The following is a 13,548-nucleotide window of genomic DNA, read 5'->3' on the forward strand; positions in this document are numbered from 1 at the left end:
AGGCAGGGTATTGAATGCGCCATGACCTCCGCAGATGCTCCCGCCCCCACGCCCACCGGAGAGGTGTGGCCGGGTAGGGCCTACCCGCTGGGTGCCACGTACGACGGTGCGGGCACCAATTTCGCCTTATTCAGTGAGGTGGCCGAGCGGGTGGAGCTGTGCCTGTTCGACGCCGAGGGAACCGAGAGTCGCGTCACCCTGCCGGAGGTGGACGGCTTCATCTGGCACGCGTACATCCCCAACATCGAACCCGGCCAGCGCTACGGCTACCGCGTGCACGGCCCGTACGACCCGGCGGCGGGGCTGCGCTGCAACCCGAACAAGCTGCTGGTGGACCCGTATTCCAAAGCCATCGACGGCTCCTTCGAGTGGAACCAGTCGCTGTTCAGCTACAACTTCGGCGACCCCGACAGCCGCAACGACGACGACTCGGCCGAGAGCATGCCCAAGTCGGTGGTGATCAACCCCTACTTCGACTGGGGCAACGACCGGCCGCCGGACCACCACTATGCCGACACGGTGATCTACGAGGCGCACGTCAAGGGCCTGACCCAAACCCACCCCGACATCCCCGAGCAACTGCGCGGCACCTACGCCGGGGTGGCGCATCCGGTCATCATCGAACACCTGAAGAGCCTGGGCGTGACGGCCATCGAATTGATGCCGGTGCACCACTTCGCCAACGATTCCACGCTCATCGACAAGGGACTGTCCAACTACTGGGGTTACAACACCATCGGGTTCTTCGCGCCCGACTTCAAGTACTCCAGCGCGACCACGCCGGGCGGGCAGGTCCAGGAGTTCAAGGCCATGGTGCGCTCGCTGCACGAGGCCGGCATCGAAGTCATCCTGGACGTGGTCTACAACCACACGGCGGAGGGCAACCACCTGGGCCCGACCCTGTCGATGCGCGGCATCGACAACGGCGCGTACTACCGGCTGGTCGAGGACGACAAGCAGTACTACATGGACTACACGGGAACGGGTAACAGTCTCAACGTCGGGCATCCGCACGCGCTGCAGCTGATCATGGACTCGCTGCGCTATTGGGTGACCGAAATGCATGTCGACGGCTTCCGCTTCGACCTGGCCTCGACGCTGGCCCGTGAGTTCTACGACGTCGACCGCCTGGCAACGTTTTTCGAACTCGTGCAACAAGATCCGACGGTCAGCCAGGTCAAGCTGATCGCCGAGCCGTGGGACGTCGGGCCGGGCGGCTACCAGGTGGGCAATTTCCCGCCGCAGTGGACCGAGTGGAACGGCAAGTACCGCGACACCGTCCGCGATTTCTGGCGGGGCGAGCCCGCCACCCTCGACGAGTTCGCCTATCGGCTCTCCGGATCGGCGGATCTCTACGAGCACACCGCGCGCCGGCCGGTGGCGTCGATCAACTTCGTCATCGCCCACGACGGGTTCACGCTGCGCGATCTGGTGTCCTACAACGAGAAGCACAACGAGGCCAACGGCGAGGACAACAACGACGGCGAAAGCCACAACCGGTCCTGGAACTGCGGGGTGGAGGGGCCGACCGACGACGAGCAGGTCAACAACCTGCGCGCCCGCCAGCAGCGCAACTTCCTGACCACGTTGCTGCTGTCCCAGGGCGTGCCGATGATCTGCCACGGCGACGAGCTCGGGCGCACCCAGCACGGCAACAACAACGGCTACTGCCAGGACAACGAGCTCACCTGGATCGACTGGAACAGTGCCGATTCCGGACTGTTGGAATTCACCCGGACGGTCTCGGGGTTGCGGGCCGAGCATCCGGTGTTCCGCCGCCGCCGGTTCTTCTCCGGAAAGCCGGTGGGCCGTCGCGGGCAGGATGGCCTGCCCGACATCTCCTGGTTCACCCCCGAGGGCGCCGAGATGACCGACGAGGACTGGGGTGCCAGCTTCGCTAAGTCCGTCGCGGTATTTCTCAACGGCCACGGCATTCCCGACCGCGATGCGCGCGGCCAGCGGGTGCTCGACGACTCGTTCCTGTTGTGCTTCAATGCCCACTACGAGCCGATCGAGTTCACCCTTCCCCCAAAGGAATTCGGCGCATCCTGGCAGGTCGTGGTGTACACCGGGCCCGAGGAGACGACGCCCGCCGACGAGGTGCCCGGCGGAGGCAGGCTCAATGTGGAGGCACACACCGCCGTGGTGCTGCGAGGCCTTCCCTCGGACTAGCCGTTCCCACGGTTAAACCCATACGCCGCATGCCGCGGCTGCGATCCCCCGTTTCTGCGGATCGAGCGGATTGTTCGCGCCGAATAGGCGACATCGGCTAATTTTTTGCGCACAATGTTGATGCCGCCGATACCCCGACTGCCGGCAACGAAGGAACAGCCGATGGACAGGCCCGGCCCAAAGCCGCGTCCGGAACTGGCGCTGAACCGGTCGGCCCGGACCGCCGCGCTGGCGGTGCTGATCGTCGCGGCGGTGACCTGGATGGGTTGGGCGACCGGGGTCGACGGACTGACGCGGATCTACCCGAGCTGGCCGCCGATGACGCCGTGGACCGCGTTATGGCTGGCGGCGCTCAGCGCGGCGATTCTGGCGCAATCCGGCCACCCGTCGCGCGGCCGCGTCTGGGTCGGGCGTGCTTTGGCGGTCCTGGTCGGGGTCCTGGCAGTCGTAATCCTGCTGGAGTACACGTCCGTCGGGTCGCTCGGCGTGGACCAGGTGTTGTTCGGGGACGTGGTGCGCGGGCGGCAAACGTCTTGGCCGGGCCGTCCCAGTCCACAGACGGCGGCGCCGGTCCTGCTGCTGGCGGCCGCCGTTGCGCTGATCCGGGTGGACCGCGGGACACGGCTGGTGTGGCCCGTGTGCCTGGGGGGCAGTGGTGCCATCCCGTTCGTGACGGTCGGCGCCTACTTGTTCGACGCGCTGGCGCTGGTGGGGGTTTCGCCCTCGACCGGCCAGGCGCTCTCGACGGCCTCGGCTCTGCTGTTGCTCATCGCAGCGACGTCGCTTGCGCGTCCCGATCGCTTTCCGCTCGCGTGGCTGTTCGCCCGACCCGACCGGCGGTCACTGGTCCGGCTGGCCGGCATCCTCGCCGGCTTCCCGATTGTCGTGGCCCTGGCGAGGCCGATCTTCCTGGAGCTCGGCCTGGGTGATCATGCCGAGTGGACCTTCTCGATACTGTTGGGCACCACCGTCGTCGGCGTGGTCACCTTCTACTTCAGCCAGCGCGAACAGAAACTGCTGATCGCAAAGGAACTGGCCAGTAAGGAGCGCGCCGAGGCCGAGGCGCGCTACCGCATTCTCGCCGACAACGCGGTGGACATCATCGTGCACTTTCGCAGGGGTGAGATCGCGTGGGTCTCGCCGTCGGTGCAGGCCGCCTTGGGCGGTCCGCCGCAGCTCTGGACCGGCTCGGCGTTCGCCGATCGCATCCATCCGGAAGACCGCGACGAACTCGTGGCCGCGGTGCGCAGGATCGCCGACGGTGAACGGGTTCTGCAACGGTTCCGCGTGTGTTCCGTCGACGGCGATTACCACTGGGTGGACGGTCACGGAAAGCCCTACACCGACGCACAGGGCAACACCGACGGGCTGATCGCGGCCCTGCGCGTCGTCGACGACCAGGTGGAGGCCGAGCAGCGACTGGAACGGTTGGCGCGGTTCGACACCCTTACCGGCCTGGTCAACCGGGCCGAGGCCCTGAGCCGACTCGAGTCCGCACTGCTGCAGCCGCAACCCGCCGGAACTCACGTCGGCGTCTTGTTCTGCGACGTCGACCACTTCAAGGCGATCAACGACACGTGGGGGCACGGCATGGGGGACTTCGTGCTGGCAACCCTGGCGGCGCGGATCCGCGCGAGCGTTCGCCGCGGCGACACGGTGGGGCGGACGGGCGGCGACGAGATCCTGGTGTTGTTGCCCGGGGTCCGCAGCACCGAAGAGCTCGCCCAGATCGCGGAGAAGATTCGCAGTCGGGTCGCCGAGCCGATCCACTTGTCCGGCAACATGATTCGCGCGACCTTAAGCATCGGTGCCACGCTTGCCCGTTCCGCCGAGTCCGTTGACGCCGTCACGGCGCGAGCCGACGAGGCCATGTACCAAGCCAAGTCGGGCGACCGGAACACCGTCGTTCCGAACTGAGCGGCCGAGTGGTCACCACGCGACGCATGCCATCCGGTAGGTTTCTCGCGACAGCGTCTTGCGTTACAAGGGAGGGCGAATATGTCAAGGACAGTGGTGGTTGGCGCCTCCAGCGGGTTGGGGCGGTGCATAGGTGTGGGTCTCGCTCAGCGCGGTGATCAGGTGGCGCTGCTCGCACGGCGTCGTGAGCGCATCGAGGCCGCGGCCAAGGACGCCGGCCCGAATGCCATCGCCATCGAATGCGATGTCACCGACCAGGCATCCTGCCGCTCGGCCATCGACCGTGCCGCCGACGCTCTCGGCGGCATCGACAACATCGTCTACACACCCGCCGTCGGGCCGCTGGTCCGCATGGTGGACACCGATGCCGACACGTGGCGGCGCATCTTCGACACCAACGTCATCGGCGCGTCACTGGTGACGGCCGCGGCGGTGCCGCACTTGACCGCGTCGGCGGGTAAGGCGGTGTACTTGTCCTCCGACGCCGGCACCTTCGGGCCGCCGTGGCCCGGCCTGGGCGCGTACGGCGTCAGCAAGGCGGCCCTGGAACGGCTCGTGGAGGCGTGGCGGGCCGAGCATTCCGACATCGGCTTCACCAACCTGATCGTCGGGGAGTGCGCGGGCGGCGAGGGCGACGGACAAACCGGCATGAACGAGGGCTGGGACATGGACCTCGCGATGAAAGCGGTGCCGCTGTGGTCGTCGCGCGGCTGCATGCCCGGCAAGTTGATGCCGGTCGAGGACCTGATCGACGTGGTGCACACGATCCTGCGGACCAACTCGTCGACGTCGATGCCGCTGGTGGTGGCCCGCGGCGCGCCGGCCAGCCCCGCCGCGTTCGCCGAGGCCAACCAGTCGTAGCCGTGCTGGTCGCTCAGCGGCGGCCGAGCTTCTCCTTGGCCAGGTCGGTCAAGAAGCGCGCCGCCGACGTCGGCCGGAAGGCCAGGGCCGCCTCGGTGAGCGCGTCACGGGATGCGGTGGGCAAGTCGATGTCTGCGGCCGCAACGTTGAACTCCAGCTGCTCCACGGAAGAGGCGCCGGGAATGGCGACCACGCCCGGATAGCTGATCAGCCAGGCCAGTGCCACCTGTGCCGGTTTGGCGTCGACGTCCTTCGCGACGTCGCGCAACAGCTGCAGCAGGGGCTCGACGCGGCGCAGGTTTTCGGTGCCGAACAGGGAGTTCACCGCGCGCACACCGCCCGGACGGTTGTCGACACCGTACTTGCCGCCCAGCAGCCCCTGCTCCAGCGGGCTGTAGGCGATCACGATGCGGTTCTCCCGCTCGGCGAACGGCACCAGATTCTTGAGCGCCTTCGGGTAGGCGAGCGAGAAGTGCACCTGGTTGCTGATCACCGGCCGGCCGAGCGCGGCGTCGGCCTTCTGCCAGCGCTGCAGCGAATAGTTCGAAACACCGGCGGCGCCGATCTTGCCGCTGTCGAGCAGGTCACGCATGCCCGGCATGATCACCGAATCGGGGAACACCGGGTTGGGCTGGTGGATCTGGTACAGCGGGATGCGGTCCAGCCCCAGCCGCTGCGCGCTGGCGTGTGCGCGTTGCTTGACCACGGCGGGGAAGGGGACGACCGGCATGATCTTGCTGGCCACCGCGACCTCGGCGCGCTCGTCGCCGAGCGCCTCACCCAGGATCCGCTCGCTTTTGCCCAGGCCGTACACCTCGGCCGTGTCGAACAGCGTCACCCCCAGGGCACGGGCACGGCGCACGATGTCGCCCGCGGCGCCGGCCGCGTAGCTATCGCCGTAACCCCACTCGCGTGAACCAAACTGCCAGGTGCCCAAGCCGATCCGGCTGACCCGGCCGACCCCGTCGACGTCGACAAATTTCATGCGCTCAGCCTAGTGGCGATCGCAAGCGCGGCGGAGCCGGGCGCAGCGGGTCGCCACGCGTGGGTCTAGTGGCGATCGCAAGCGCGGCGGAGCCGGGCGCAGCGGGTCGCCACGCGTGGGTCTGGTGGCGATCGCAAGCGCGGCGGAGCTGGGCGCAGCGGGTCGCCACGCGTGGGTCTGGTGGCGATCGCAAGCGCGGCGGAGCTGGGCGCAGCGGGTCGCCACGCGTGGGTCTGGTGGCGATCGCAAGCGCGGGGGAGCCGGGCGCCGATCCGCGTGGGCTGCTCAGCCGGGGATCTTGCCCAGGATGTAGTTGGCGATGCTGACCGCGGCCGCGCGGGGCGGCGCACTGTCCGTGGTGCCGCTGGCGGACACGTTCAAATCGATGACGACGTTCGCCTTGGTCGCGATCGCCCGCGCCGAGCGCACCTGGATGCCCTTGGGCGTCAGGTCCAGGGTGGTGATGCCGTTGCCGGCGTCGGCGGGCGCGCTCACCGACATCGGGATCGGCTGCCCGCCGGGAGCGGTCACGGTGACGGTGGAGCCGCCGCACTGGTGCCACCCCGCGAGCAGGGTGGCCAGCTGCGACTGGGCCGCGGCCGGATCGCGGAACGCCGCGACGCCCTGGATGACCTGCATCGACTTCATCATGCTGCGCGTGTCGGTGAACTCGCCGGCGTGATACCCGGCCAGCGCCCCGGGAGCGTAGGCGTCCGGGCTGCCGGCGGCGATGCTTCCCCAGCATTCGGGGCGGTCGATGCTGCCGTCATCCGCGGAGCGACCGGGGCTGTTCCAGGTCGGCCCGACATCGAGGTTGGCATCCGCGGTGATGTTCCGCAAGGCATCGAGGCCGGGCAGCAGCGTGGCGACGGTCTCCGGCGGGACCGTGGGCGGCGGGGGCCCGGCGGCCGTGCTGCCGCCGGGTGACGCCCGATGCGAACCGGCGGAACCGGCCAGCGTGGCCCATCCGGTCAGGGCGACGATCGCCAGCGCAATGAAGATGTACGACAGCGTCACACCCACCAGCGCACGGTCCCGGCCGAGTTCGCCGGTGCGACGGATCTGCGCCAGCCCGAGGTGTCCCAGAACCACACCCACGGGCGCGAACAGGAACGCGAAGATGAGCGACAGCGTCGCCAGGGTGTTGATCGGCGGACGGTAGGGCGCGGGTGCGGGCGGTGGCGGGAACGACGGTGGCGGTGTGACGGGCGGCTCGACCTCGGCCGGCGGGAGGCGGCCGAGCGGGTCATAGCTCAGCGGGTTTTGCCAATACGGGTCCTGCGGGTTGGTCACCCCGGTGCCTCCTTAGCGGCCGAGCCTGCCCGAAATGTAGCCGACAGGGGCTCGGGCCCAAACCATGGCCGTCACAGGCGGGGCTTGGCGATGCTGACCGCGTAGGGCGCCTGCGCGAACGTCAGGTAGACCCGGTGCGGCCCGACGGCCATGCCCGAGAGGTGGGCCGCCTGCGCGGCGGGAGGCAGCCCCGAGCGGTAGTCGATGGTGCGGAGCACGGGGATTCGCCCGTCCGGAAATCCGGTGAAGCTCGCTGTTTCGAGCGTCACCAGTTCGCGGTCGGTCGCGGCGTAGATCCGGGTGTCGTCGGTGCCGAGTTCACGGATCGGCGACGGTAGTCGCGCGCTGGCCAGCTGCTCCAATCCCCGTCCGCCGCGGCGCGAGTCGACGGCCCGCAGTGTGTTGTCGTCGGGGCCGGCGACGTAGCTGCGCGTGACCGCGGTACCGTCGCCCGCCGAGACCGCAACGGCGAAGTTTAGTGAGCCGCGTTGTGCCGGGGGCGACGACGTGCCCTGAAAGTGGCGGATGCCGGACGGTCCGTACAGGTGGTAGTCGAGCTCGCGCCCGCGGTTCGCTCCGTCGATGCTGTCCGCGCTCGTTCCGGAGATCGCGGTGGGCAGCCTGCGGTAGCCGTATTCGTCCACCGGTGTCACCGCCGTCCCATCCGACGACAGCGCAAGCAGCATCCGCAATCCCGCGTCTTCGGAGAGGTACGCCGGGGCGGGTCCGGCGTCGAATTCGCTGATCTGACGCAGACTTTCCAGGTCGACCGCGGCCACCGTGCCGCGCTCGGGCTGCGGCACGAACACCACCCGCTCGTCTTTCCGGCTGATCTGCAGATTGCGCCCGGACGCCATGGGCGCGGAGAAGCGCGTCCTGGCATCGCCACCGCGATCGCCGGCGGTGACCTCGGCCAGCCGGTGATCGTCGGTGAGCGCGACCAGGGCGTGCATGCGGTACGACCACACCGGCTCGTGCAACGCCGCACCGGCCCGCCAGACCTCGACGTCGGGCGCGCTTTCCAGCGACGCTCCGGGCTGCGAACAGGCTGTCGTCATAGCCGCCGCGACCGCGCCGACGACTCCGCAGCGCAACAGCGCCCGGACGCGCCGGCCCGCCCGGGAACCCAATCCGCCGCCCATGTACCGCCTGCTCCTCTCGTCGTTTGTCCAGGACATACCCCACACGGACACGGCCACACCCCGTTTGGCGGCCGGATCCGTCGGGTAGCCGGTTTCACCGGGCGCGCACAGCCCCGCGCGTCGAACCAAAGCAGATGGGAGGGACACTGTGGCACCGACCGTCATCAAGTCGCCCACCGACGTGGTCGACTTCCTCGTCAGTCAACATCAGCAGATCAAGGCGATGTTCGCCGAAACCCTGGCGGCGTCCGGAAAGGCACGCGAGAAGGCGTTCGTCGAGCTTCGGCGACTGCTCGCCGTGCACGAAACCGCGGAGGAAGAGATCGTCCACCCCCGCGCCAAGCGCAAGATCTCCGACGGCACCGCTGTGGTGGACAAGCGGCTGCACGAAGAGCACGAGGCCAAGACCGTCCTGCGGAAGCTGGAAAAGCTCGACGTCGACAGCGAGGAGTTCACTCGCGAACTGACGAAGTTGCGCGACGCGGTCATAGAACACGCCCAGCATGAGGAACAAGACGAATTCGCAAAGCTGGGCCAGGAATTGAGCGGCAACGAGCTGGAGCGGATGGGCCGCGCCGCCAAGCTCGCCGAAGCGATCGCTCCCACCCGCCCACACGCCGGAGTGGAATCGCAGGTGGCCAACCTGGCCGCCGGACCGTTCGCCACGATGCTCGACCGGGCCCGCGACGTCATCATCGGCAAGGGCTGACTCAGCCGCACACGGCGTGGTACCCCCGTTCGGTGGGGGAGCGGGGCACCACGCCCTCCGCCGCCACAGTTGTTCATGGCCGCAGCATCGAACGCACCCGGAGCCGCCCGCTACCTGCCCGCGGAGTGGGACCTCGACGCGCTGCGCGAGGCGGCCCAAACTTGCCACGGCTGTTCACTTTTCGAGGATGCGACCCAAACGGTCTTCGGCAGCGGGCATCCTGGCGCGCCGCTGATGCTGGTGGGCGAGCAGCCCGGTGACCAGGAGGACCGCGCCGGCGAGCCGTTCGTCGGGCCGGCGGGGCGACTGCTGGCCCGCGCCCTGCAGGACGCCGGCATCGATCCGGACGTCGTCTATGAGACCAACGCGGTCAAGCACTTCAAATTCACCCGCAAAGGCGGCAAGCGACGCATCCACCAGAAGCCGAGCCGCACGGAGGTCGTCGCGTGCCGGCCCTGGCTGATCGCCGAGATCGAGGCGGTGCGTCCGGAGGTCGTCGTCTGCCTGGGCGCCACCGCCGCACAATCGTTGCTGGGAGCCGATTTTCGGGTGTCCACGCAACGCGGCCTGCAACTGCGGCTGCCCTCATCCGTCGACGTGCACCTCACACCCGAGCCGACGCTGGTGGCGACGGTTCACCCGTCGTCGGTGTTGCGCGACCGTAGCGACCAACACGACGAGGTCTACAAGGTGTTCGTCGACGACCTGCGCAGCGCGGGCGCCGGACTCGGCAAGCGCAAGAAGAGTTGACCCGGCCGCGGGTCAACTCTTCTTGTGCGGCAAGAACTCCTGCGCCTTGGTCTTCAGGCCGACCTTGACGAAGCCCACGCGATCCTCGTCGCCGGAGAGCACCGCCGTCGTCGCCGACTTGAACTGCTCCCAGGTGGCGTGCGGCGGGATGGGCGGCATGTCGGGGTCGGTGTAGACGTCCAGCACGGTGGGGCGATCCGCCGACAGCGCTTGGCGCCAGGCATCCGACAACTCCTCGGGATCCTTGATGGCCATCGCGTTCAGGCCCAGGCTGGCCGCGAATGCGGCGAAGTCGATGTCGGGAAGGTTCTGGGACTCCGCGAATTTCGGCGCACCGGCCATGGCACGCATCTCCCAGGTGACCTGATTCAGGTCGTTGTTGTGCAGTATCGCGATGATCAGTCGCGGATCCTTCCACTCCTGCCAGTACCGCTTGACCGTGATGAGCTCGGCCATGCCGTTCATCTGCATGGCGCCGTCACCGCTGAACACGATGACGGGTCGGTCCGGCTGGCCAAACTTCGCACCGATGCCGTACGGAACGCCGGGACCCATCGTCGCCAAATTGCCCGACAGCGATCCCCGCATGTTGCCGCGGAACTTCAGTTGGCGCGCATACCAGTTGGCCGACGACCCGGAATCTGCTGCGACGATGGCGTTGTCGGGCAACTGCGGGGACAGCTCGGAGAACAACCGCAACGGGTTGACGGGGTCGGCGCTGACCATCGCCTCCTTCTCCATGGTCTCCCACCAGCGGGCCACGGTCTTCTCGATGCCCTCGCGCCAGGAGCGGTCCTCCTTGCGGCGCAGGTGTGGGATCAGCGCTCGCAGTGCGGTTTTCGCGTCGGCGACCAGGTTGACCTCGTACGGGTAGCGCATGCCGATCATCCGGCCGTCGACGTCGATCTGCACCGCGCGGGCCTGATCGAATTCCGGCAGGAACTGCGTGTACGGGAAGCTGGAGCCGACCGTGAGCAGCGTGTCGCAGTCGCGCATCATCTCGTAGCTCGGCCGGGTGCCCAGCAACCCGATCGAACCTGTGACCCAAGGCAATTCGTCCGACAGCACGTCCTTGCCCAACAGCGCCTTGGCCGCGCCGGCGCCCAGCAGGTCCGCGACTTCGGCCACTTCCTCGTGGGCGCCGCGCGCGCCGGAGCCCACCAGGATTGCGACCTTCTTGCCGGCGTTGAGCACATCGGCCGCCCGGGCGATGGCGGTGTCGTCGGGGGCGATCTCCGGGTACTCGATGCCGAGGCTGGAGGGCACCATCTTGAACGCGTGCTCGGGCGGCGAGTACGGCAGCTCCTGCACGTCACTGGGGATGATCAACGCGGTCGGGGCCCGCTGCGTCATCGCTATCCGGATCGCGCGGTCCAGCACGTTGGGCAATTGTTCGGGGACGGTGACCATTTGGACGTAGTCACTGGCGACGTCCTTGAACAGGGTCAGCAGGTCGACCTCCTGCTGGTAGTTGCCGCCCATCGCGCTGCGGTTGGTCTGACCCACGATGGCCACGACCGGAACATGGTCGAGCTTGGCGTCGTAGAGGCCGTTGAGCAGGTGAATCGCGCCGGGGCCGGATGTGGCGGCGCAGACGCCGACCCGACCGGTGAATTTCGCGTAGCCCACCGCTTCGAAGGCGCTCATCTCCTCGTGGCGCGACTGGATGAACTTGGGCTTGTTGTCCGCGCGACCCCACGCCGCCAGCAGCCCGTTGATGCCGTCGCCGGGGTACCCGAATACATGTTCAACGCCCCACGCCCGCAAGCGCTCCAGCAAATAGTCGGAAACCTCTTTTTTGGACATCCTTTGCCTCCTCGGCAGACGGTTCTGACGGATGGGCGTGTGTGGCTATTTTTTGAACCACCTGCATGAGCGTCGCCGACTCGCGGGCCGACCGATCGCGGTCGCCGCTGACGCGCGTGACCAATGCAGGCTGCCGCCGCGCGGGCGGCATGGCACTTCCCACACGGGCGGGACTACCCGCAATCGCCGATGTTATTCGCGCAAACGTGGCGGATCAGGCGACTCTCAGGCAGTTATCAGCGTCGGTCACGCGGCCTTGGGCGGGGCGGATGCACCGGCGGCGCCGCATCCCTTGGCTACTCGCCGGATCAGCATGCGGGTCGCCTTGTCCAGGATCTCCTGGGCCGCATCGGGTTTACGTGCGCGTTCGGCGCGTCGCGCCGCGGCGGCGATGGTCAGTCCCTGCTCGTAGCCGGTGACGACGCGGGGGTCCACGTAGGAACCGCGTGCCACCGCCGGGGTGTTGCCCAGCTCCTCGGCCACCTCTTTCATCACCGCAGATTCCACGCGCTTGGCGACCCGGTGCGAGGTTGCGGGGTCGGCGTCGGCGAATGCCGCGGCCGCCAGCACCGTCCCATGCCACGTCCGCAGGTCCTTGACGGTGTAGTCGGCGCCCACCAGTTCCTTGAATCGCTCGTTGAGGTCGCTGGCACGCACGTCGAGCCACCCGGATGCCGTGCGGCACATCAACAGTCGCTCGGTGCGGTTGGGCCGGCGCATCAGCGCACGCACCGCCCGGACCACTTCGGGATCCTCGATCTCCACGGTGCGCCGGACCCCGCTCTTGGCCGGAAAATCGAACTCGACCGCGTCGCGCCGGACCACCACATGCTCACACAACAGGGTGGACAGGCCATAGGACTCGTGTTCCTCGGCGTACTGCTCGCCGCCGGCGCGGAAGTAGCCCCGATCGAGCAGCCGCAGTGCCAGCGCCAACACCCGCTTGCGGGTCAAGCCCTGCCGCGTCAGATCTTTGGCGATCTCGGCACGCCACGCCGGCAGCCGCGTGGACAGTTCCAGCACGCGGTCGAACTTCTCCTCGGCGCGCTCCTGCTGCCATGCGCAGTGATACAGATACTGCCGGCGGCCGGCGGCGTCGACACCAACCGCCTGAATGTGGCCGTTGCTGTGCGGCGAAATCCACACCTGCTTCCAGGCCGGGGGAATGACCAGATCTTTGATGCGCTGCAGGGCTTGCGGGTCCGAGAGGGTTTTGCCATCCGGCCGGTAATAGGCGAAGCCTTTACCGCGACGCTTGCGCGCGATTCCCGGCTCACTCAGCACGCTGCGGCGAAGTCGCATTTCTCGCCCTCCAGTTCGAGGTAGCTGACTGCACAATTACCCACCGGAGAAGTTGTTCACACGGGACAGCGATCGCCCGACGTGGAAACGACCCGCCACAACGCTGTGGCGGGTCGTCTCGCACTCCGGTCAGCCGGCCATGAACTCCTGGTAGGCCGACTCCAGGTAGGGCGGCAGCGCCGAAACATTGCACTGCCGTTCGGTGTCGCCGATCGGCGCCAGGATGCCGCGCAGGTCGTTGTACTCCTGCGGATGGCCGGTGAAGTAGCCGCGCAGGCTTGATTCGGCCTCCGGCCGCGGCTGGCCGTAGGCGGCCGTCACCACCTGGTTGGCGCCCGGGTGCGCCGCGAGATACTGCTGGGCGGAGCCCTCGACGGAGGAAACCGTGTTGTTCACACCGCTGGGGCTGCAGTCGGGTGCTGCGGCGGCCGATGGCGCAGCGACGACGCCCATGGCCATTCCCCCGAGCAGACAGCCGGCACTGATCCCGGCCACTTTCCGGCGCGCCACAATACTGCTGATTTTCATGATCTTTGTTGTCCTTCGAAACAAAAGTGATTTTCTCTCAGAGGCTCCCGATCCTCGAAATCCAAAGTAGCGGAGGCGATCAT

At 67.9% G+C, this 13,548-nt stretch carries 11 protein-coding genes; 5 read left to right on the top strand and 6 right to left on the bottom strand.

All coding sequences use genetic code 11. The features are described from left to right. Nucleotides 1-21 precede the first annotated feature (21 nt). The 3 genes from glgX to G6N50_RS27495 all read left to right on the top strand — a co-directional run bounded on the left by glgX (nucleotide 22) and on the right by G6N50_RS27495 (nucleotide 4,950). On the top strand, nucleotides 22-2,172 hold the full coding sequence (gene glgX / locus G6N50_RS27485) for a glycogen debranching protein GlgX (RefSeq protein WP_083093077.1): 2,151 nt from the start codon (nucleotides 22-24) through the stop codon (nucleotides 2,170-2,172). A gap of 162 nt (nucleotides 2,173-2,334) precedes the next feature. Beyond that, a complete protein-coding gene (locus G6N50_RS27490) occupies nucleotides 2,335-4,089 on the top strand; it encodes a sensor domain-containing diguanylate cyclase (protein WP_083093136.1) in 1,755 nt (584 codons plus the stop codon). Nucleotides 4,090-4,182: 93 nt separating this feature from the next. After that, entirely contained in the window at nucleotides 4,183-4,950 is a 768-nt protein-coding gene (locus G6N50_RS27495) for an SDR family oxidoreductase (RefSeq protein WP_083093076.1), read from the top strand. Nucleotides 4,951-4,963: 13 nt separating this feature from the next. Here G6N50_RS27495 and G6N50_RS27500 read toward each other — a convergent pair whose 3' ends face one another. From G6N50_RS27500 to G6N50_RS27515, 3 genes are all read right to left on the bottom strand, one after another. Continuing rightward, nucleotides 4,964-5,935, bottom strand: a complete 972-nt coding sequence (locus tag G6N50_RS27500; protein ID WP_083093074.1) for an aldo/keto reductase — start codon at nucleotides 5,933-5,935, stop codon at nucleotides 4,964-4,966. A 285-nt stretch (nucleotides 5,936-6,220) separates the two neighbouring features. Then, complete coding sequence (locus G6N50_RS27510; protein ID WP_083093073.1) at nucleotides 6,221-7,228, bottom strand: sensor domain-containing protein; 1,008 nt, start codon at nucleotides 7,226-7,228, stop codon at nucleotides 6,221-6,223. A 71-nt stretch (nucleotides 7,229-7,299) separates the two neighbouring features. Beyond that, a complete protein-coding gene (locus tag G6N50_RS27515; RefSeq protein ID WP_083093134.1) occupies nucleotides 7,300-8,286 on the bottom strand; it encodes a hypothetical protein in 987 nt (328 codons plus the stop codon). 232 nt (nucleotides 8,287-8,518) lie between these two features. Between G6N50_RS27515 and G6N50_RS27520 the strand changes: the two genes are divergently transcribed. Next, nucleotides 8,519-9,079, top strand: coding sequence for a hemerythrin domain-containing protein (locus G6N50_RS27520; RefSeq protein ID WP_083093071.1), 561 nt, complete (start codon nucleotides 8,519-8,521; stop codon nucleotides 9,077-9,079). Nucleotides 9,080-9,154: 75 nt separating this feature from the next. Next, on the top strand, nucleotides 9,155-9,829 hold the full coding sequence (locus G6N50_RS27525) for a UdgX family uracil-DNA binding protein (protein ID WP_083093070.1): 675 nt from the start codon (nucleotides 9,155-9,157) through the stop codon (nucleotides 9,827-9,829). A 12-nt stretch (nucleotides 9,830-9,841) separates the two neighbouring features. On the opposite strand, the gene G6N50_RS27530 is transcribed toward G6N50_RS27525, so the two are convergent. The 3 genes from G6N50_RS27530 to G6N50_RS27540 form a co-directional block, all read right to left on the bottom strand. Further along, nucleotides 9,842-11,635, bottom strand: coding sequence for a thiamine pyrophosphate-requiring protein (locus tag G6N50_RS27530; RefSeq protein WP_083093068.1), 1,794 nt, complete (start codon nucleotides 11,633-11,635; stop codon nucleotides 9,842-9,844). Between the two features lie 246 nt (nucleotides 11,636-11,881). After that, complete coding sequence (locus G6N50_RS27535; RefSeq protein WP_083093067.1) at nucleotides 11,882-12,937, bottom strand: DNA topoisomerase IB; 1,056 nt, start codon at nucleotides 12,935-12,937, stop codon at nucleotides 11,882-11,884. 129 nt (nucleotides 12,938-13,066) lie between these two features. After that, a complete protein-coding gene (locus G6N50_RS27540; RefSeq protein WP_083093065.1) occupies nucleotides 13,067-13,465 on the bottom strand; it encodes a heme-binding protein in 399 nt (132 codons plus the stop codon). Nucleotides 13,466-13,548 lie beyond the last annotated feature (83 nt).

This window comes from Mycobacterium mantenii (assembly GCF_010731775.1).
Lineage (GTDB): Bacteria > Actinomycetota > Actinomycetes > Mycobacteriales > Mycobacteriaceae > Mycobacterium > Mycobacterium mantenii.

Bases quoted from the DNA above. Each gene is read 5' to 3' on its own strand.
- glgX (WP_083093077.1), top strand. From the start codon at position 22: ATGACCTCCGCAGATGCTCCCGCCCCCACGCCCACCGGAGAGGTGTGG.
- G6N50_RS27490 (WP_083093136.1), top strand. From the start codon at position 2,335: ATGGACAGGCCCGGCCCAAAGCCGCGTCCGGAACTGGCGCTGAACCGG.
- G6N50_RS27500 (WP_083093074.1), bottom strand. From the start codon at position 5,935: ATGAAATTTGTCGACGTCGACGGGGTCGGCCGGGTCAGCCGGATCGGC.
- G6N50_RS27515 (WP_083093134.1), bottom strand. From the start codon at position 8,286: ATGACGACAGCCTGTTCGCAGCCCGGAGCGTCGCTGGAAAGCGCGCCC.
- G6N50_RS27525 (WP_083093070.1), top strand. From the start codon at position 9,155: ATGGCCGCAGCATCGAACGCACCCGGAGCCGCCCGCTACCTGCCCGCG.
- G6N50_RS27530 (WP_083093068.1), bottom strand. From the start codon at position 11,635: ATGTCCAAAAAAGAGGTTTCCGACTATTTGCTGGAGCGCTTGCGGGCG.
- G6N50_RS27535 (WP_083093067.1), bottom strand. From the start codon at position 12,937: ATGCGACTTCGCCGCAGCGTGCTGAGTGAGCCGGGAATCGCGCGCAAG.
- G6N50_RS27540 (WP_083093065.1), bottom strand. From the start codon at position 13,465: ATGAAAATCAGCAGTATTGTGGCGCGCCGGAAAGTGGCCGGGATCAGT.